The organism is Streptosporangium sp. NPDC048886 (genome assembly GCF_055586905.1).
On record NZ_JBVJHH010000024.1, the window covers coordinates 76,151 to 94,446 of the forward strand.

Genomic DNA, 18,296 nt, shown 5'->3' on the forward strand with positions numbered 1-18,296 from the left:
ACTCGTCTCGCCTCTCCTTCTTTTCCGAAGCCTTGTCTTGGTGCGATTCTCCCCACTGTGGGAACAAGCACGCGCACCGAACGTCACTCAATGGCAAGATCCGAAACCGGGATAAGAGTGCCGGTTTCGGCGTCGGGGACGTAGGCTCGATCCCGTGCCTCAAATCCCAGAGCCACGTACTCTGCGCGAGCTACGCGCGAGCGGCCATATCCACCGTACGGTAAAGGCCGAGATCCGCGAGAACCTCCTGGCCCGCCTCAGGGCCGGGGAGACGCGGTTCCCCGGCATCGTGGGCTTCGACGACACCGTCCTGCCCCATCTGGAACGAGCCCTGCTCGCCGGGCACGACCTGGTCCTGCTGGGCGAGCGCGGCCAGGGCAAGACCCGGCTCATCCGCACCGTCACCGGCCTCCTCGACGAGTGGACCCCGGTCGTCGACGGCTGCGAGATCAACGACCACCCCTACGAGCCCTCCTGTGTCCGCTGCCGCCGGCTGGCCGACGAGACGGGCGAGGACCTGCCGATCTCCTGGAAGCACCGGGACGAGCGCTACGGCGAGAAGCTCGCCACCCCCGACACCTCCGTCGGCGACCTGATCGGCGACATCGACCCGATCAAGATCGCCGAGGGGCGCACGCTCGGCGACCCGGAGACCGTCCACTACGGCCTGGTCCCGCGGAGCAACCGGGGCGTCTTCTCGGTCAACGAGCTGCCCGACCTGGCCGAGCGGATCCAGGTGTCGCTGCTCAACGTGCTGGAGGAGCGCGACATCCAGGTCCGGGGTTACAACCTGCGGCTCCCGCTCGACATCCTGCTGATCGCCAGCGCCAACCCGGAGGACTACACCAACCGCGGCCGGATCATCACCCCGCTGAAGGACCGCTTCGGCGCCGAGATCCGCACCCACTATCCGCTGTCGATCGAGGCCGAGCTCACCCTCATCCGTCAGGAGGCGGCCCTCGGCCAGGTGGGCGCCGACCTTCCCGACCACCTCGTCGAGGTGATCGCCCGGTTCACCCGGCTGGTGCGCGAGTCCACCGCGGTGGACGCGCGTTCCGGGGTGTCGGCCCGCTTCTCCATCGCCGCGGCCGAGACCGCCGCGGCCTCCGCCGTGCGGCGGGCGGCCCTGACCGGCGAGGAGCACGCGGTCACCCGTGTGGCGGACCTGCCGGGCATCGTCCACACGCTCCGCGGCAAGGTGGAGTTCGAGGTCAGCGAGGAGGGCCGGGAGACCGAGGTCCTCGCCCACCTGCTCCGCCGGGCCGTGGCCGAGACGTTCCGGGGCACGCTCGGGGGCGCGGACCTGACCGCGCTGCTGGAGAGGTTCGCCGAGGGCGTCCAGGTCGAGTCCGGGCCCATGGTTCCCGCCGCCGAGCTGCTGCGCAGGATCGGCCCGGTGCCCGGCCTGGCCAAGATCATGTCGAGGCTCGGCATCGGCGACGAGTCCCCCGGGCACGCCGCGGCCGCGCTGGAGTTCGCCCTGGAGGGCCTCTACCTCCTGCGCCGCCTGTCCAAGGACGAAGTGGACGGCACGGCGGTCTACCGCACCTGAGGTGTCAGCATGAGCTATCGCTATGGCGAATACCGGGACGGGCCCGACCCGCTCGCCCCGCCGTACGACGTCCGTTCGGCGCTCGACCAGATGGGCGACGCCGTCCTGGCCGGCTCCAATCCCGGACACGCCCTGCGGGACCTGCTCAAGCAGGGCCTGCCGGGCGCGCAGGACCGGCGCGGGCTCGACGACCTGCTCCGCGAGGTACGGCGGCGCCGCCGCGAGCTGCGCGAGCGCGGCCGGCTCGACGGCACCCTCGAACGGGCCAGGGCGCTGCTGGACAAGGCGATCGGCCAGGAGCGGAGCGAGCTGTTCCCCGACCCGTCGGACGAGGCCCGGCTGCGCGAGTCGGAGCTCGACGGCCTCCCGGACGACACCGCCAGCGCCATCCAGGAGCTGAGCGGCTACGAATGGCGCTCGGCCGCCGCCCGGCAGACCTTCGAGGAGCTGCGCGACCTGCTGCGCAGGGAGGTGCTCGACAGCCAGTTCCGCGGCATGCGGGAGGCGCTGGCCAACCCCGACCCCGCCGCGATGGAGCGGGTCCGGCAGATGATGTCCGCGCTGAACGACATGCTCGACCGGGACGCGCGGGGCGAGCACACGCAGGACGACTTCGAGGAGTTCATGTCGGACTACGGGGACATGTTCCCGGAGTCTCCACGGAACCTGGAGGAGCTGGTCGACATCCTCGCGCGCCGGGCCGCCGCCACCCAGCGCCTGCTGGCCTCGCTCACCCCCCGCCAGCGCGAGGAGCTCAACGCGCTGATCAACCAGACGCTGGAGCAGGCCGGGATGGGCGAGCAGATGCGCCGCCTGGGCGAGTCCCTCTACTCCCGCCGCCCCGACCTCGCCTGGAACACCCCGGAGCGGCTGACCGGCGACGACCCGATGGGGATGGGCGACGCGGTGACCGCGCTGGACGAGCTCGCCGACCTGACCCAGCTGGAGGCCGCGCTCCGCCAGGACTACCCCGGTGCCCGGCTGGACGACATCGACGAGGCGGCGATCCGCCGCGCGCTGGGCCGTTCGGCCGTCGACGACCTGGAGGCGCTCCGGCAGATCGAGCGGGAGCTCGAGCAGCAGGGCTACCTGCGCCGCCAGCGCGGGAAACTGGAGCTCACCCCCAAGGCGGTCCGCCGTCTCGGCGAGACCGCCCTGCGCCGCGTCTTCGCCTCGCTCGACTCCGGCCGCCGCGGCGACCACGACCAGGTGGACGCCGGCGCCGCCGGGGAGCTCACCGGCTCCTCCCGGCCCTGGCGGTTCGGCGACGAGCAGCCCATCGACGTGGTGCGCACGGTGGTCAACGGCGTACGGCGCGGCGGGGGCGGCGGCACGGTCACCCTGTCCGTCGACGACTTCGAGGTTGCCGAGACCGAGAGGCGCACGGCCGCGGCGGTGTGCCTGCTGGTGGACCTGTCCTACTCGATGGCCCTGCGCGGCACCTGGGCGGCGGCCAAGCAGACCGCGATGGCCCTGCAGGCACTGGTCAGCTCGAAGTTCCCGCAAGACTCGGTGCAGATCATCGGCTTCTCCAACTACGCCCGCGTCCTGCAGCCCGACGAGCTCGCCGGGCTGGAGTGGGACATGGTCCAGGGCACGAACCTGCACCACGCCCTGCTGATCGCGGGCCGCCACCTCGACCGCCACCCCGACTTCGAGCCGGTGGTGCTCGTGGTCACCGACGGCGAGCCCACCGCCCACCTGCGGCGCAACGGCTCGGCGGCCTTCGAGTGGCCCCCCACCCAGGAGACGCTGGAGCTGACGCTCGCCGAGGTCGACAAGATGACCCGGCGCAGGGCGACGCTCAACGTGTTCATGCTCGCCGAGGACGAGCGGCTGAAGGAGTTCGTCAACGAGGTCGCCCGGCGCAACGGCGGCCGGGTGTTCTCCTCCGGCGCCGACCGCCTGGGCGAATACGTCGTCAGCGACTTCCTGCGGACCCGCCGTACACGCTGACCACGGGCGGGGCGGCCGCGGCTCAGGAGCGGGAGAGGGCGCTGCGGGTCTCCCCGGCGGGGACGCGCCGCGGACCCGTCTCACACGCCGCCGCGGCCCGTCTCACGCGTCGGTGCAGGCCCGTCTCACGCGTCGGCGTAGGCGAGGTAGCCGTTGAGCGCGAGGTCGAAGCCGTCGCGGTAGTGGCGGTAGGAGCGGTAGCAGGGCCGCCAGGCCGTGCTGTTGCCCACGCCCGCCCGGGCGTCGGCGACGGCGGAGGGGACCCGCTCCGGGCGGAGCAGCAGGCCGCCGCCGAGATAGCGGCCCTCGGCGAGCACCGTGCAGGTCTCGCGGTCGCCGGACACGTAACGGCCGCGGCGCCAGCCGCTCTCCTCGTCCCACACCAGTGCCTCGCCGCCGGCCAGGAGGATCGTGACGGTGCGCGGGTCGCAGGGACCCTCCCACCAGTCGACGGCCTCGGCGCCCAGCGCCTCGACGACGCGGCTCACGTAGAGAGCCGGCTGCCTCAGCCACTCGTCGGTGTAGGGCTCGACATGTTTCACACCCACAGTGGGCACTCCCTTGTGCCGTCGTGCACGGTCCGTTCCGGCGCCCGCCCGGCACGGCCGCGACCTCACCGCCGACGACCTCATCACACAGGAACAGGCTCGCCAGTGATCCTACTCACTCCGCCGGGATGCTCAGGGCCGAAATGCGAAGATCTACCGTCGCGCGACGGCTGGAACGGGACCATCCGAAAATGTGACCTCTCCGTGACAACCACTTCTCCATCCGATCGGTCTCTACTCATCGATGGCGCTCGCCATCAGGGAACGGAAGTGAGGCTGTCCGATGGTCACGGCGATTCTCGTGGCGCTGATGCTCATCGCCTGCGTCTGCTACGAGCTGTGCGCGCTCTCCCGCACCCGCGACAGGCGCGACGCCTTCAGGACGGAGTGACCCCGGCCCCGCCCCGGGACCGGCGACATCCGGAGAACTCCCGCGCGCCATACCCATGCGAGATCATCGAGGGCTAATGTCTGGCGCATGACAGACCTGCTGCTCTGGCTGCACATCGGTTTCGCGATCTTCGCTCTGGGGCCGGTCACCGCCGCCACCATGTCCACGCCCAGGTTCATCCGCGCCAAGGACGTCAACGTCCTGCGCTACCTGCACAAGACCACGCGCGTCTACGCCATCGCGGCCGTCGGCGTGTTCGTGTTCGGCCTGCTGCTGGGCCGCGAGTTCCTGGGCAAGCCCTACTTGTCGGTCTCCATGACGCTCTTCATCGTCGCCGCGGTGCTCCTGGTCCTCGTGGACCGGGACCAGCTCAGCGCCATCCGGGTCCTCAGCGAGGAGAACCCGGGCGACGACGCGAAGATGCAGACCGGCCGGATCGCCGCGTTCTCCGGCGTGGTGGCGCTGATCTGGCTGGTCATCCTGGCGCTGATGGTCTGGGGCGACCCGTACTGATCGGGGCGCCCCAGACCGGCCCGGCCCCGCGCCGGGGCGGCCCGTACCCGCCGCCCCGGCCCGGCGCCGTCCAGCCCGGCGTCTTCCGGCCCGCCGGCCGTACTGGCCTGAGCCGTACTGGCCTGAGCCGTACTGGCCTGAGCCGTACTGGCCTGAGAGCCGGGTACGGCTAGCCCAGCGCCTGGCTCAGGTCGGCGAGCAGGTCGTCGATCGACTCGATGCCGACCGACAGGCGGACCAGGTCACCGGGGACCTCCAGCGGCGAGCCCGCCGCGGAGGCGTGGGTCATCCGGCCGGGGTGCTCGATCAGCGACTCGACGCCGCCGAGCGACTCGCCCAGGGTGAAAAGCTTGGCCCGGTTGCACACCTCGACCGCCTCGGCCTCTCCTCCGGCGACCCGGAAGGAGACCATGCCGCCGAAACGCTTCATCTGCTTGGCCGCGACCTCGTGACCGGGGTGATCGGGCAGCCCCGGGTAGAGCACCGAGGTCACCCGCGGGTGGGCCAGCAGGAGGTCGACCACCCGCTCGGCGTTGTCGGAGTGGCGGTCCATCCGCACCCCGAGCGTCTTGAGACCGCGCAGCGTCAGCCACGCGTCGAAGGGCCCGGCCACCGCGCCCATCGCGTTCTGGTGGAAGGCGAGCTCGGCGCCCAGCTCGGCGTCGGCCGTGACGAGCGCGCCGCCGACCACGTCGGAGTGGCCACCCACATATTTGGTGGTGGAGTGCACCACGATGTCCGCGCCCAGCGACAGCGGCTGCTGAAGGTAGGGCGAGGCGAAGGTGTTGTCGACCACCAGCAGCGCGCCGTTGTCGTGCGCGAGCTCGGCCAGGGCCGCGATGTCGGCGATGCCGAGCAGCGGGTTGGTGGGCGTCTCCACCCATACGATCTTGGTCTTCTGGGTCATGGCGGCCGCGACCGCGCTCAGGTCGCCGAGCGGCGCCGGGTCGTAGCGCAGGCCCCAGCGCGCGTGCACCTTGGAGAACAGCCGGTAGGTGCCGCCGTAGGCGTCGTTCGGGATGATGACGTGGTCATCCGGCTTGCAGACCGTGCGGAGCACGGCGTCCTCGGCCGCCAGCCCGGAGGCGAAGGCCAGGCCCCTGGTGCCGCCCTCGACGGCGGCCATGGCCTCCTCAAGGGCGGTCCTGGTCGGGTTGGCCGACCGGCTGTATTCGTACCCGGCGCGCAGGCCGCCCACACCGTCCTGCTTGTACGTCGACACGGCGTAGATCGGCGGGACGACCGCCCCCGTGTGGGGCTCGGCCTCCTGACCTGCGTGGATGGCAAGCGTCTCGAATCCTTCACTCATACCGCCAACGCTACTCGTAAAATCGCAGGCGCCATGCGGCAGCATGAGGGGGCCACAGGGCCGGGCGGCCGCCGATCGGGCCGCCCGGGACTCGCGATTCACCGCTCCGGCCGGACGGCCCGCCGTACGGCCGGGCCGGGCGGCGGTCCGCCGGTCAGGCCGCCTGGGGCTCGCGGTTGTCCACCGGGCGCGGCCGCAGCCGCACGACCTCTCCGCCGGCGTCCGCCTGCGGGGCATGGATGTGGCGGCCGCTGGCGCCCTCGGCGGGCTCCCCGTTGATGCGCGACAGCAGGACGGGGTCCGCGAGTGCCAGTGACACCACGACCACGAGTCCGGCGGCCAGCAACATGATCCCGATGACGGTCATTTCCCTCTCCCCTTCGACACTTCAAGCATCGGTTGCGGGCCCCCCGCCCCGCCTCCGCTGAAGGGCCGGTCCGGGGGCGGGCAGGTCGGCCGAACGGTTGATATGTCATTCAGCCGGGAGGCTTAGGCTCGGGGGCCGTGGGTGAAACACATCGCGTCGTTTACTGGATCCAGCGGCTCAGCGAGTTCGCGCTCATCGGGTGGCTCTCGCTGCTGCTCATGATCGACCTCGCGGCGGCGGTGTCGGACGGCGGCTGGGCGATGTGGCTGAGCCCGCTGTGCGGCCTCGCCGGCATCCTGGCCGTGCTGTGGCGCCGCACAAGGCGGGTCGGCGGGTTCGTCGCCGTCCTGGTGCTGTCGCTCACCTGCACCCTGGTCATCGGGGCCACCGGCGGCCGCGGGTTCCCGGGAGTGGCCGAGACGGGATCGCTGCTGATCCTGACCATCGGCGGGCTGCGCTGGATCGAGCCGATCAAGCGGGCCGCGCTGTTCTCCGTCGCCTCGATGATCGTGCTGGAGACGGCGGCGGGGCGGACGAGCCATGGCAACGAGTCCGTGGCCGCCGGTTTCCTCATCTTCGTCGGCTGGTCCGTCGCCGCCGCGGTCGGCGCCTACCTCCGCTTCCAGCTGGAGCGGCGCAGGGAGGCGGTGGACTCCGTACGGCGGGCCGAACGCCTGGAGCTCGCCAGGGAGCTGCACGACCTGGTCGCCCACCACATCACCGGGATCGTCGTCCAGGCACAGGCGGCCAAAGTCGTCGCCGAGCAGAAGCCGGAGGCCGTGGTCCCCTCGCTGGAGGCGATCGCCAACGCCGGCGCCGACGCGCTCACCTCGATGCGCCGCCTGGTGAGCGTGCTGCGGGCGGAGGACGAGGCCGCCCGCTCCCCCGGCAGCAGGCTCGTCGACATGCGCACGATGGTGGAGCGCTTCTCCGCCGGCGGCCCCCGGGTCGCCTTCGACATCGGCCAGGGCATCGACGACGAGACCCTGGCCCCGGAGGTGATGACCACCCTCCACCGGGTCCTGCAGGAGTCGCTCACCAACGTCCGGCGGCACGCCCCGGGCACCGGCTGGGTGGAGGCGGACCTGCGGCTGGTCGCCGCCTCCGACGGGCCGGCCGGACCTGGCCGGCGCTCCCCGAACGGCAGGCCGGATCCGCGGATCCGGCCGGGCCGCGCGACGGGCACGGTGCGACTGCGCGTGCGCAACTACGGCTCGGCCTCCGACACCAGGGTCTCCCGGCTGGGCGGCGGGTTCGGCCTGGTGGGCATGGCCGAGCGCGTCGAGGCGCTCGGCGGCCGCCTGGTCGCCGGCCCCACCCCCGAGGGAGCCTGGGAGGTGCTGGCGGAGTTTCCCGTCTGACTAGTGGTTGGCGAGGAAGGCCAGCAGGTCCTGCCGGGTGAGCAGCCCGACGGGCTTGCCGTCGTCGAGGACGACCGCGGCGTCGGCCTTCTCCAGCGCCTCGACCGCCATGGAGACCGGCTCGCCCGCGCCGATCATCGGCAGCGGCTGGGACATGTGACCGGCCAGCGGGTCGTTCGGCCGCACCCGGCCGCGGTAGAGGGCGTCGAGCAGGTCGCGCTCCAGGATCGAGCCGACCACCTCGGCGGCCATGACCGGCGGCTCCTCCTTCATCACCGGGAGCTGCGACACGCCGTACTCCCGCATGATGGAGATGGCCGTGTCCACCGACTCGTGCGGGTGGGTGTGCACGAACTCCGGCATGCCCGAGCCCTTGCGGGTCAGCACGTCCTTGACCAGGCCCTCGTCGCTGGAGGTGGTCAGGAAGCCGTAGTCGGCCATCCAGTCGTCGTTGAAGATCTTCGACAGGTAGCCCCGGCCGCCGTCGGGCAGCAGCACCACGACCACGTCGTCCGGCCCGGCCTGCCTGGCCACGCGCAGCCCCGCGACCACCGCCATGCCGCAGGACCCGCCCACCAGCAGCGCCTCCTCGCGGGCCAGGCGGCGGGTCATGCCGAAGGAGTCCTTGTCGGAGACGGCGATGATCTCGTCGCAGATCGTGGTGTCATAGGTCGTCGGCCAGATGTCCTCGCCGACCCCTTCCACCAGGTAGGGCCGTCCGGTGCCGCCGGAGTAGACCGATCCCTCCGGGTCGGCGCCGATGATCTTCACTCGGCCGCCGGAGACCTCCTTGAGGTAGCGGCCGGTGCCGCTGATCGTGCCGCCCGTGCCGACGCCCGCCACGAAGTGGGTGATCCGGCCCTCGGTCTGCTCCCAGATCTCCGGGCCGGTGGAGTGGTAGTGGCTGTCGGGGTTGCTCTGGTTGGAGTACTGGTCCGGCTTCCAGGCGTTCGGCGTCTCCCTGGCCAGCCGGTCGGAGACGGAGTAGTAGGAGTCCGGGTGGTCGGGCGAGACCGCCGTCGGGCAGACCACGACCTCGGCACCGTAGGCGCGCAGGACCGCGATCTTGTCCTGGGCGACCTTGTCGGGTACCACGAACAGGCACTTGTAGCCCCGCTGCTGCGCGACGATGGCCAGGCCGACCCCCGTGTTGCCCGACGTGGGCTCCACGATCGTGCCCCCGGGGCGCAGCTCGCCCGACTTCTCCGCGGCGTCGATCATCCGCACCGCGATCCGGTCTTTCACCGAGCCGCCCGGGTTGAAATACTCCACCTTGGCCAGCACCTGGGCCGGCAGCCCCGCCGACACCTTGTGCAGCCGGACGAGTGGAGTGTTGCCCATCAGCTCCACGAGTGAATCATGTACGCGCACCGGGTGATCACCTCGAAATACCAAAGCTCTGTCAGCTTGTTGTGTTGGGCGCCGAGATCCCCTGGGGGTGGGTGGGGCTCGGCTAGTTTCAAGGCAACGCTACCGCCGCGCCGCATCGAGGGAGCAACACCACGTGACCTGGACACCGGGGGCGGCGCGGGCCGCCCGGCGCATAGCGGCCGCCGCGGCCGTGGGCGGTGGCGGGCTCACCGTGCTCGGAGTGGCCACCTACGGTGTGCTGCTCGCCGAGGCGCTGGTGGCCCGCCGGATCGTCGGCCGCCCGCACGGCATGGAGGGGCCGCCGTCGGACGGGCTCTACGGCGACTTCCCGGGCGAGCCGATCCGGATGGTCATGCTCGGCGACTCCACCTCGGTCGGCCTGGGCACCACCGACCCCGCGGAGACCCCGGCCGTGCTGATCGCCTCGGGGCTGGCCGTCGTCGCCGAGCGGCCGGTGCGGCTGACCGTGGTCGGCAAGTCGGGGGCGGCCTCCGCCGAGCTGGGCGAGCAGGTGGACCAGGCGCTCGACGCCGACCCCGAGATAGCGGTGATCTTCATCGGCGCCAACGACGTCACCACCCAGACGCTGCCCGCGCAGGCCGTACGGCATCTGCAGAAGGCCGTGCGGCGGCTGCGCGAGGCGGGGGCCGAGGTCGTCGTGGGCACCTGTCCCGACCTCGGCACGGTCCGGCCGATCGTGCAGCCGCTGCGCTGGGTGACCCGGCGCTGGAGCCGCCAGCTCGCCGCCGCGCAGACGGTCGCCGTGGTCGAGGCGGGCGGGCGGACGGTGGCCTTCGCGGACCTGCTGGGGGCGGAATTCGATGCAAACCCAGCCGAAATGTTCGGACCGGATCGTTTCCATCCATCTGCCCAAGGTTATCTACAGGTTGCTTACGCGGTGCTACCTTCTGTAGGCAGTGCGTTGGGACTGTGGCCCGAACCACGGGTCCGGCGCAGTGAGTCGATCTACCTCGCGGCGGCTATGGCCGCGGAGGAACCCGGCACCGAGGTCTCCGCGACCCGCGTCGCCGGCCGGGCAACCGGACCCCACGGACGGTGGGTGACGATGTTCCGCCGGAGGCCAGGGGCGCCGCCTCACGACGCCTGAACCCGGTTACCCTCCGCGGCGAAGTCGTGACCTCTCGCCGACCTTGGAGTGGAATGCCCGTCATCTGGCCTCACGCGAAACCGGCCCTGGTGCTCGCCGGAGCCCTGGCCCTGGCCGGCTGCTCCGGCAGTGAAGCGGCCACACCGGCCCATCCCACCTGGCACAACACCGAGGTGAACGCGGTCAGCCGCACCACCGCCGCCGGCGGGGTCGCCATGACGACCTCCATGAGGCCCGACGGCACCCTGGAGACGGTGGCCGTCGACCTCGCCTCGGGCAAGAAGCTGTGGGCCCATCCCGCGACCATGGCGGGCCGTCTGCCCGGGATGGGGATCCCGGCGCCGGCGATCGTCGAGACCGGGCCGGGCCAGGCCGTCGCGGTGGCGATCGACCCCGCCAGGCGGGGCCGCTGGAACGCCACGCTCGTCGCCCGTGACGCGAGGACCGGCGCGCAGAAGTGGACCCGCCCGGTGCACTCCACCTTCGGGCCGCAGCGGTGCGGGGCCTTCGTGTGCCTGTCGGAGCAGACCGCCCTCGCCACGGCCCGGGTCGTCGTGCTCGACCCCGCCACCGGCGGGCTGAGGTGGAAGCTCCCCGGCATCGCCGAGGTCGAGTGGTCCGACGCCTCCCGCGTGGTCCTCCTGCGCCTGGCCCAGCACCCCGTCCTGGAGGCCTACGACCTGAAGACCGGGAAGGCCGGCTGGCGGCTCCCCGTCGAGCAGCCCCTCGGCACCGGGGTCGACATGTCGGGCGGCTGGTCGTTCGGCGCGACGGCCGACAACCTCATCGGCTACGTCGCCCCCTACACCCACCCGGAGACGGAGAAGGTCTCCGCCTTCGGTCTGTTCTCCGTCAAGCTCGCCGACGGCACGGTCAACTGGATCCGCCCCTCGGTGGTGCGCGTCTACCCCAGCGGCAGCCCCGGCTACGCACCGGTGGTCCGCCCGGTCGACCAGCAGGGCCAGTACGGCGGCTTCGCCCGGCTCGACGCCGAGAGCGGCCGGGTCCTCGGCCAGATCCCCGCCACCCAGGTCCCCGACTCGGGCTGGTGGCTGGCCTTCCCCGCCCGGATGGACAAGCTCGGCTTCCTCAAGCACGACAGGCCGGGCAGCGCCTTCGACCTGGCCACCGGCCAGAACGCCGAGATCAAGGACGCGCGGGGCTGGTCCTTCTGCGTCACCGACCCCAAGCCTCTCGCGCTCAAGGGCCAGAACCCGGGCTTCTACTCGGTCGCCTCGCTGTGCGAGTTCGAGCTGGCCGACGGCAGGAAGGTCTCGGGCTCCGGCGCCCCACCGGCCTGGTTCACCGGCAGCCAGGACGGCTGGCGGACGTGGCGTGACGAGCGGGGCGGCCTGCACGGGATCAAGGACGGCACCGGCACCGCGCCGGGCATGTACGGCTGACGCGCGGAGCGGGCACGGCCGGCGCACTCCGGACCGGGCGGCCGAGCGGCCGGGCGGAGGCGGCGCTCCCCGTGACGGGGGCCCCGCTCCGGGCGGGCCCCCTGTGCGCGCCGTACAAAGTTCTGTTTCATCCCGCCCCGGGGCGTGGCATCCGAGCTACCGCGCGGTAACCTCCGCATGAGGAGCGACCAACGAACCCAGGAGAGCCATATGCCCGAGGCAGTCATCGTCGCAACCGCGCGCTCGCCGATCGGACGCGCCTTCAAGGGGTCCCTCAAGGACATCCGCCCCGACGATCTGACCGTGCAGATGATCAAGGCCGCGCTGGCCAAGGTCCCGCAGCTCGACCCGGCCACCATCGACGACCTGATGCTGGGCTGCGGTCTGCCGGGCGGGGAGCAGGGATTCAACATGGCCCGCGTGGTCTCCACCCTGCTCGGGCTGGACACCGTGCCCGGCACCACCATCACCCGCTACTGCTCGTCCTCGCTGCAGACCACCAGGATGGCCCTGCACGCGATCAGGGCGGGCGAGGGCGACGTGTTCGTCTCGGCGGGTGTGGAGTGCGTCTCCCGCTTCGCCACGGGCAACTCCGACTCGCTGCCCGACACGCAGAACACGCTGTTCGACGAGGCCCGCGCCCGTTCGGCCAGGGCCGCCGAGGGCGGCGGCGGTGTCTGGCACGACCCGCGCGAGGACGGCGCGGTGCCCGACGTCTACATCGCGATGGGCCAGACCGCGGAGAACCTGGCCGGGCTCAAGGGCGTCTCCCGCCAGGAGCAGGACGAGTTCGGCGTCCGGTCCCAGAACCTGGCCGAGAAGGCCATCGCCAACGGCTTCTGGGAGAGCGACATCACCCCGGTCACCCTGCCCGACGGGACCGTGGTCAGCAAGGACGACGGCCCTCGCGCGGGCACCACCTACGAGGCGGTCTCGCAGCTCAAGCCGGTCTTCCGCCCGGACGGGACGGTCACCGCCGGCAACTGCTGCGCGCTGAACGACGGTGCCGCCGCGGTGATCGTGATGAGCGACACCAGGGCCGCCGAACTCGGCATCACCCCGCTCGCCCGGATCGTCTCCACCGGCGTGACCGGCCTGTCGCCCGAGATCATGGGTCTGGGCCCGGTCGAGGCCTCCAGGCAGGCCCTGGCCCGGGCGGGCATGTCCATCGGCGACGTGGACCTCGTCGAGATCAACGAGGCTTTCGCCGCCCAGGTCATCCCGTCCTACCAGGACCTCGGCATCGACCTCGACCGGCTCAACGTCAACGGCGGCGCCATCGCGGTGGGCCACCCGTTCGGCATGACCGGTGCCCGGATCACCTCCACGTTGATCAACAGCCTCCGGTTCCACGACAGGTCGATCGGCCTGGAGACCATGTGCGTGGGCGGCGGCCAGGGCATGGCGATGGTCCTGGAGCGCCTCAGCTAGTCACCCGTGGACGTCGGGACCGGCGCGGGTGATCTCGATCCTCAGGATCACCCGCCTGTCCCGCTCCATGGCCCTGCGGTAGTCGTCCCAGTCGGGGTGCTCGCCGGAGATGTCACGGTAGTAACTGACCAGGGGTTCCATCGCCTCAGGCAGCGAGACGATCTCCGCGGTGCCCTCGATCTGGATCCACTCGCCGTAGAAGGCGTCGGTCGTCACGCAGAGCGCCACCTGAGGGTCTCTGCGGAGGTTACGGACCTTCGCCGCGGTCTCCCTGGTGCTGACGATCACGTGTCCCTCGGCGTCGAGCCCGACGGTGACCGGGGACATCTGCGGCCGCCCGTCGGCGTGCCGGGTCAGCAGGACCGCGTGATGGTTGTCGCGGATGAAGTTACGTGCCTTGTCGAGATCCATGGCACCATCATGCACGCTCGCCCACGCGAAGATCAGGTATGTGGAGGCCGTGCTCGCGCGTGCGAGGACCCGCGCCGCTGGACGGGGCGCGGGCCCTTCAGAAGGTAGGCGGCTTACAGGTGACGGCTGCGGCGGTAGCGCTCGTGCTCGTGCACGATGGCGGCGGCGTAGCCATGGGTCAGCCCGTGCTCGTCGGCGAGCCAGTTGGCACGCTCATCGCAGCGCAGGAAAGACGGGCCGTTGTCGATAGCCTGGAACCACTCTGGGAGTGCGCGTCCCGTGATGTCCGGGACCCTTGCGATCAGCTTGCTCTGCGTCTCCATTGAGTGGTTCAACGACATGGGCACCTCCACGGATAGGGCTCCTTTGCTCGACAGTGCATCACGAGTCCGCAGATAGCAAGCCCTCACTAGCTGGTCATCGGTGATGATTCGTCGCTCATTGGTGGCTTCTCGTTCACCGGCGTTCCCATCCTGAGCAAGAAGAAACCCCCGCCTCCTGAGCAAGGAGAAACCCCCGCCGGAGACACTCCGGCGGGGGCTCTCGTCCACGCTCAGTCGCTGCTGGAGAAGTAGCTCAGCAGACGGAGGATCTCCAGGTAGATCCAGACCAGGGTGACCGTCAGGCCGAAGGCCATCAGCCAGGAGTATTTCTCCGGGGCGCCGGCGCGCACGCCCTGCTCGACCGAGTCGAAGTCGAGCAGCAGGAAGAAGCACCCGACGAGGATCGCGGCGATGCTGAACACGTAGGCCAGGGCGCCACCGGAGCGGATGCCGATGCCGTCCGCGATGAAGAAGGTCGCGACCCAGTTGACGAGCATGAGCCCCATCAGGCCCAGGCCCGCCGCCACGACGAACTTGGTGAACTTCGGCGTGACGCGGATGATGCGCAGCGAATACACGACGAGCGTGGCGGCGAAGGCGAGAGCCGTACCGACCACCGCCTGGAAGACGATGCCGCTGAACCGGTCGTTGTAGATGTGGCTGGCCACACCGACGGCGACACCGTAGGAGACCGCGTAACCGAGGATCAGCGCCGGGTTCATGCTCTGTTTGAACGAGATGATCAGACCGAGCACCAGGCCGACGAGCACACCGGCGATCATCGCGCCGACGCCGAGGTTGAGCGCCCAGGCCACGGCGGCCGAGACGGTCAGGGTGCCCAGGGTGATGAAGCCGCGCACCACCACGTCGTCGATCGTCATGGTCCGCTGTGCGGGGGGTGCGTACGCCGGCCTGTCGTACATGCCCTGAAGCTGGTCAGGGGTGGGGGTCGGCGATCCCCATGCCTGCTGGTACCCCTTGGACTGCCGACTGAATACGGGGTTCTTACTCTCCATCGCTGCCTCCACGCTGCGACCTACGCGATCAGCGTATTAGATCGGTTGTCACACGGCCGTATCGTGTTGATATCCATGTCTGCCTGGTCCATGTGACCGTACGGCTACCGCCGAATGATCCAACGAACGGCCTGTCCGCCGGGTTCCCACCTCTCGCACCGCAATCGCCGCCCGTCCGCCGGGTCGGCCCCGGCCTCCAGGGGTGGTCGACCCCTCCGGCGGGCGGCCGCCTGAGCGGCCCCGGAAGATCGATGCACGGACAGGCCCGCGACCCCATCCGGTCACGGGCCTGAACCAACTGATAACCGTCAGTGCCCCCGGAGGGACTCGAACCCTCACTCGAACCCTTTTAAGGGGTTTGCCTCTGCCGTTGGGCTACGGGGACGCCGTAATCATACGTAACGGACCACTCATCCGAGGAGCACAACTTCGTATCAGGCGTCACACGGATCATGTCCGCGGCCTGCCCTCTCAGGCCGCGGAGGTGACGGCGGAGTGGGCGGATGGAATACCGTTTTAAGCCGAAAAAACCTTAATAACCGCAGAACGCACATGTCATCCACTTCTGGCCTGCTCCACCATCGGTCCCGTACGGTGGATCGCCCATGAATGGACGAGGCGGTCGAGGAACAGCACACCATCGAGATGGTCGAGCTGGTGCTGGATGCAGCGGGCCTCGAAGGCGTCGGCGTCGACGGTGACGGGAGCGCCGCTGCCGGGGCGTTCGCCCCGGACGGTGATGCGGGTGGCCCGCAGGACGTCCCCGGCCAGGCCGGGCACGGACAGACACCCCTCTCGAGTGGGCTCCCATCGGGAGGCGGCCACCAGGCGGGGGTTGGCCATGACCAGCTCCCCCGCGCAGGAGCGGGCTCCGGGGTGGAGGGAGACGTCGACGGAGAGCAGCCGCCAGCCCAGCCCTATCTGGGGAGCGGCCAGGCCCGTGCAGTGCCGCACCCGGCGCATGGTGGCCAGGAGATCGGCCGCCGCGGAGACGACCAGGGGGTCGGCGGGGTCGACGGGGAGCGCCTGGGCGGTCAGCACGGGGTGCGGGGCGGTGATCAGCTCCCGGGCGGTGCCGGTCATGCCCCTGCGCCGCCCCGCCGCACGCCGCCGCGGTCCCCGGCCCGTCGCACGACACCGGCGGCACCGCCCCGCCGCACAGCGCCGCGGTCCCCGGCCCGCCGTACGGCGCCGCCGCCTCCCGCCGCGCGGGGGCATCCGGCACAGCGCCTCCGGCCCGTCACAGCACCTCCGGCTCGGCGGGGCGGAAGGCCATCCGGGAGCCGAGGTCGGCGGCCACCGCGGCCAGACGGCACATCAGGTCGGCCACGTCCACCGTCTCCGGCAGCCGCACGTCCGCGGCCAGGACGTACAGCCGGCCGCAGAGACGGGTCGTCATCCCGGTGATGTCGCCGCCGGCGTCGGCGAGCACCGCGCTGACCGCGGAGATGACGCCGGGACGGTCGGGGCCGTGGAGGGTGAGGACGTAGCCGAGACCCTCCGGGGCGCGGCCGGGGTCACGGCGGGACTCGACCCCGGTCACGGTGACGGCCATCCCGGGGAAGGCCGAGGGCGGTGGCAGCCGGCCGGAGACCAGCAGCATCATCGCGACGTGGCCGCCGAGCAGCGCCACCGCCGAGTCCTCGACGTTCGCCCCGTACCCGGCGAGCACCGCGGTCACCTCGGCGACCGTTCCCGGTCTGTCCACTCCCAGCACGGTGATCGCAGACAAGCCCACCCCCGGCCCCCTCCCGGCTCGGGCTGGGGCTCAAGGGGCGAGCATGACGGTCAGCAACAGACCCTGACGAGGACCCAGCGGTTTCCCACCTGCGGGCGCCCGGGACTCAGGTCGTCGCCGCCTCGCGGAACTCCGTGCGCGGAGCCTCGATCTCTCCGAGCGAGACGGTCTCCCGCTTGAAGAACAGCGCCAAGGTCCAGTCCGCCATCACACGGACCTTGCGGTTGAGAGTAGGCACCCGCGACAGATGGTAGGTGCGGTGCATGAACCACGCAGCCAATCCGCGAAGCTTGACCCCGTAGACGTTGGCGACGCCCTTGTGGAGGCCCAGACCGGCGACCGATCCGACGTACTTGTGCCGGTAGTCGACCAGTTCCTGCCCGTGGAGCCGGCGGGTGATGTTGTCGGCGAGGACCTTGGCCTGCCGTACGGCGTGCTGGGCGTTGGGCGCGCAGTACTGGCCGGGGTTGGTCACGTCGGGCACCCCGGCCACGTCTCCGGCGGAGAAGGCGTCCTCGACCCCGGCCACCGTCAGGCGGGTGGTCGTCTTGATCCGGCCGCGCTCGTCCAGTGGCAGGTCACCGGCGTTGACGACGGGGCTGGGCTTCACGCCGGCGGTCCACACGATGGTCGCCGACTCGAACTCCTCCCCGTCGGAGAGCTTGACCAGGCCGCCCTCGCAGGACTCCAGACGGGTGTTCATCTTGACCTCGATGCCGCGCTCGCGGAGCTGCTCGGCGGTCCACTTGCCCATCTCGGGGCCGACCTCGGGGAGGATGCGGTCGGTCGCCTCGACGAGGATCCAGCGCATGTCCTTGCGGGAGACGTTGCGGTAGTAGCGGACGGCGTCGACGGCCATGTCCTCCAGCTCGGCGAGCGCCTCGACGCCCGCGAAGCCGCCGCCGATCACGACGAACGTCAGCGCCCGGCGGCGCAGGGCGTCGTCGTCGTCGGACTCGGCCCGGTCGAGGAGTTCGAGCACCCGGTTGCGGAGCGCGATCGACTCGCCGACCGTCTTGAAGCCGATCGCGGCGTCGGCGAGGCCGGGGATGGGGAGCGTGCGGGAGATCGAGCCGGCCGCCATGACGACGATGTCGTAGCCGATCTCGTGCGGCGTGCCGACGTTCGGCGCGAAGGTGAGCGACTTGTCCGCGTGGTTGACCTTGGAGACCTTGCCGTTGAGGATCGTCGCCTTCTTGAGAACCCGGCGGAGCGGGACCACCACGTGCCGGGGCGAGAGGTTTCCCGCCGCCGCCTCGGGGAGGAAGGGCTGGTAGGTCATGTGGGATTCGGGGGTGAGGACAGTGATGCGAACGCTGCCGTCGCGCAGTTCCTTGCGGAGCGTGTGCTGCAGACGCAGCACGGTGTAGAGACCGACGTAGCCCCCACCGACGACCACGATGTGCTTGGAGTTGCGGTTCACTTCGGCGCCATCCTTAGGTCCAAGGCTTTGTGAAAGCTTTCACAAGCATACGTCCGCCTCCGGGATCGCACCAGG

Annotated in this window: 17 protein-coding genes and 1 tRNA gene; 7 read left to right on the top strand and 11 right to left on the bottom strand. The window is 71.0% G+C overall.

The annotated features are described in order from the left end of the window. Positions 1–154: 154 nt before the first annotated feature. Both ACZ6R6_RS28270 and ACZ6R6_RS28275 read left to right on the top strand, forming a co-directional pair. Positions 155–1,552, top strand: a complete 1,398-nt coding sequence (locus ACZ6R6_RS28270) for a sigma 54-interacting transcriptional regulator (protein WP_470098273.1) — start codon at positions 155–157, stop codon at positions 1,550–1,552. Positions 1,553–1,561: 9 nt separating this feature from the next. Next, positions 1,562–3,508, top strand: a complete 1,947-nt coding sequence (locus ACZ6R6_RS28275; protein ID WP_470098275.1) for a vWA domain-containing protein — start codon at positions 1,562–1,564, stop codon at positions 3,506–3,508. A 125-nt stretch (positions 3,509–3,633) separates the two neighbouring features. On the opposite strand, the gene ACZ6R6_RS28280 is transcribed toward ACZ6R6_RS28275, so the two are convergent. Continuing rightward, positions 3,634–4,056 (bottom strand): DUF6292 family protein, encoded by a 423-nt coding sequence (locus tag ACZ6R6_RS28280; protein WP_470098277.1) that lies wholly within the window; start codon positions 4,054–4,056, stop codon positions 3,634–3,636. 478 nt (positions 4,057–4,534) lie between these two features. Here ACZ6R6_RS28280 and ACZ6R6_RS28285 point away from each other — a divergent pair, with 478 nt between their 5' ends. Next, positions 4,535–4,960 carry a hypothetical protein gene (locus ACZ6R6_RS28285; RefSeq protein ID WP_470098279.1) on the top strand — a complete coding sequence of 142 codons (426 nt, stop codon included), beginning with the start codon at positions 4,535–4,537 and terminating at the stop codon, positions 4,958–4,960. 169 nt (positions 4,961–5,129) lie between these two features. On the opposite strand, the gene ACZ6R6_RS28290 is transcribed toward ACZ6R6_RS28285, so the two are convergent. Together ACZ6R6_RS28290 and ACZ6R6_RS28295 are read right to left on the bottom strand one after the other, a co-directional pair. Then, positions 5,130–6,269 (bottom strand): cystathionine gamma-synthase, encoded by a 1,140-nt coding sequence (locus ACZ6R6_RS28290; RefSeq protein ID WP_306863783.1) that lies wholly within the window; start codon positions 6,267–6,269, stop codon positions 5,130–5,132. Positions 6,270–6,423: 154 nt separating this feature from the next. Then, a complete protein-coding gene (locus ACZ6R6_RS28295) occupies positions 6,424–6,636 on the bottom strand; it encodes a hypothetical protein (protein WP_470098281.1) in 213 nt (70 codons plus the stop codon). Positions 6,637–6,773: 137 nt separating this feature from the next. On the opposite strand from ACZ6R6_RS28295, the gene ACZ6R6_RS28300 reads away from it, so the two are divergent. Then, positions 6,774–7,997: a sensor histidine kinase gene (locus ACZ6R6_RS28300; RefSeq protein ID WP_470098283.1), complete on the top strand. Its 1,224-nt coding sequence runs from the start codon at positions 6,774–6,776 to the stop codon at positions 7,995–7,997. Here ACZ6R6_RS28300 and ACZ6R6_RS28305 read toward each other — a convergent pair whose 3' ends face one another. Beyond that, a complete protein-coding gene (locus ACZ6R6_RS28305; RefSeq protein ID WP_470098285.1) occupies positions 7,998–9,368 on the bottom strand; it encodes a cystathionine beta-synthase in 1,371 nt (456 codons plus the stop codon). 133 nt (positions 9,369–9,501) lie between these two features. On the opposite strand from ACZ6R6_RS28305, the gene ACZ6R6_RS28310 reads away from it, so the two are divergent. From ACZ6R6_RS28310 to ACZ6R6_RS28320, 3 genes are all read left to right on the top strand, one after another. Further along, positions 9,502–10,476, top strand: a complete 975-nt coding sequence (locus ACZ6R6_RS28310) for an SGNH/GDSL hydrolase family protein (RefSeq protein ID WP_470098287.1) — start codon at positions 9,502–9,504, stop codon at positions 10,474–10,476. A 53-nt stretch (positions 10,477–10,529) separates the two neighbouring features. Further along, positions 10,530–11,879, top strand: a complete 1,350-nt coding sequence (locus ACZ6R6_RS28315; protein WP_470098289.1) for an outer membrane protein assembly factor BamB family protein — start codon at positions 10,530–10,532, stop codon at positions 11,877–11,879. A gap of 210 nt (positions 11,880–12,089) precedes the next feature. Further along, positions 12,090–13,310, top strand: coding sequence for an acetyl-CoA C-acetyltransferase (locus ACZ6R6_RS28320; protein ID WP_470098291.1), 1,221 nt, complete (start codon positions 12,090–12,092; stop codon positions 13,308–13,310). On the opposite strand, the gene ACZ6R6_RS28325 is transcribed toward ACZ6R6_RS28320, so the two are convergent. From ACZ6R6_RS28325 to ACZ6R6_RS28355, 7 genes are all read right to left on the bottom strand, one after another. After that, positions 13,311–13,721 carry a PPOX class F420-dependent oxidoreductase gene (locus ACZ6R6_RS28325; RefSeq protein WP_470098293.1) on the bottom strand — a complete coding sequence of 137 codons (411 nt, stop codon included), beginning with the start codon at positions 13,719–13,721 and terminating at the stop codon, positions 13,311–13,313. A gap of 113 nt (positions 13,722–13,834) precedes the next feature. Next, a complete protein-coding gene (locus ACZ6R6_RS28330) occupies positions 13,835–14,062 on the bottom strand; it encodes a DUF4287 domain-containing protein (RefSeq protein ID WP_470098400.1) in 228 nt (75 codons plus the stop codon). Between the two features lie 212 nt (positions 14,063–14,274). After that, positions 14,275–15,060 (bottom strand): Bax inhibitor-1/YccA family protein, encoded by a 786-nt coding sequence (locus tag ACZ6R6_RS28335; RefSeq protein ID WP_470098295.1) that lies wholly within the window; start codon positions 15,058–15,060, stop codon positions 14,275–14,277. Positions 15,061–15,372: 312 nt separating this feature from the next. Continuing rightward, positions 15,373–15,445 (bottom strand) — tRNA-Leu (locus ACZ6R6_RS28340). Between the two features lie 170 nt (positions 15,446–15,615). Continuing rightward, positions 15,616–16,143, bottom strand: coding sequence for a peptide deformylase (def, locus tag ACZ6R6_RS28345; protein WP_470098297.1), 528 nt, complete (start codon positions 16,141–16,143; stop codon positions 15,616–15,618). Between the two features lie 157 nt (positions 16,144–16,300). Next, a complete protein-coding gene (locus ACZ6R6_RS28350) occupies positions 16,301–16,798 on the bottom strand; it encodes a glycine cleavage system transcriptional repressor (RefSeq protein ID WP_470098299.1) in 498 nt (165 codons plus the stop codon). Positions 16,799–16,904: 106 nt separating this feature from the next. Beyond that, positions 16,905–18,221 carry an NAD(P)/FAD-dependent oxidoreductase gene (locus ACZ6R6_RS28355; RefSeq protein ID WP_470098301.1) on the bottom strand — a complete coding sequence of 439 codons (1,317 nt, stop codon included), beginning with the start codon at positions 18,219–18,221 and terminating at the stop codon, positions 16,905–16,907. Between the last annotated feature and the right edge of the window lie 75 nt (positions 18,222–18,296).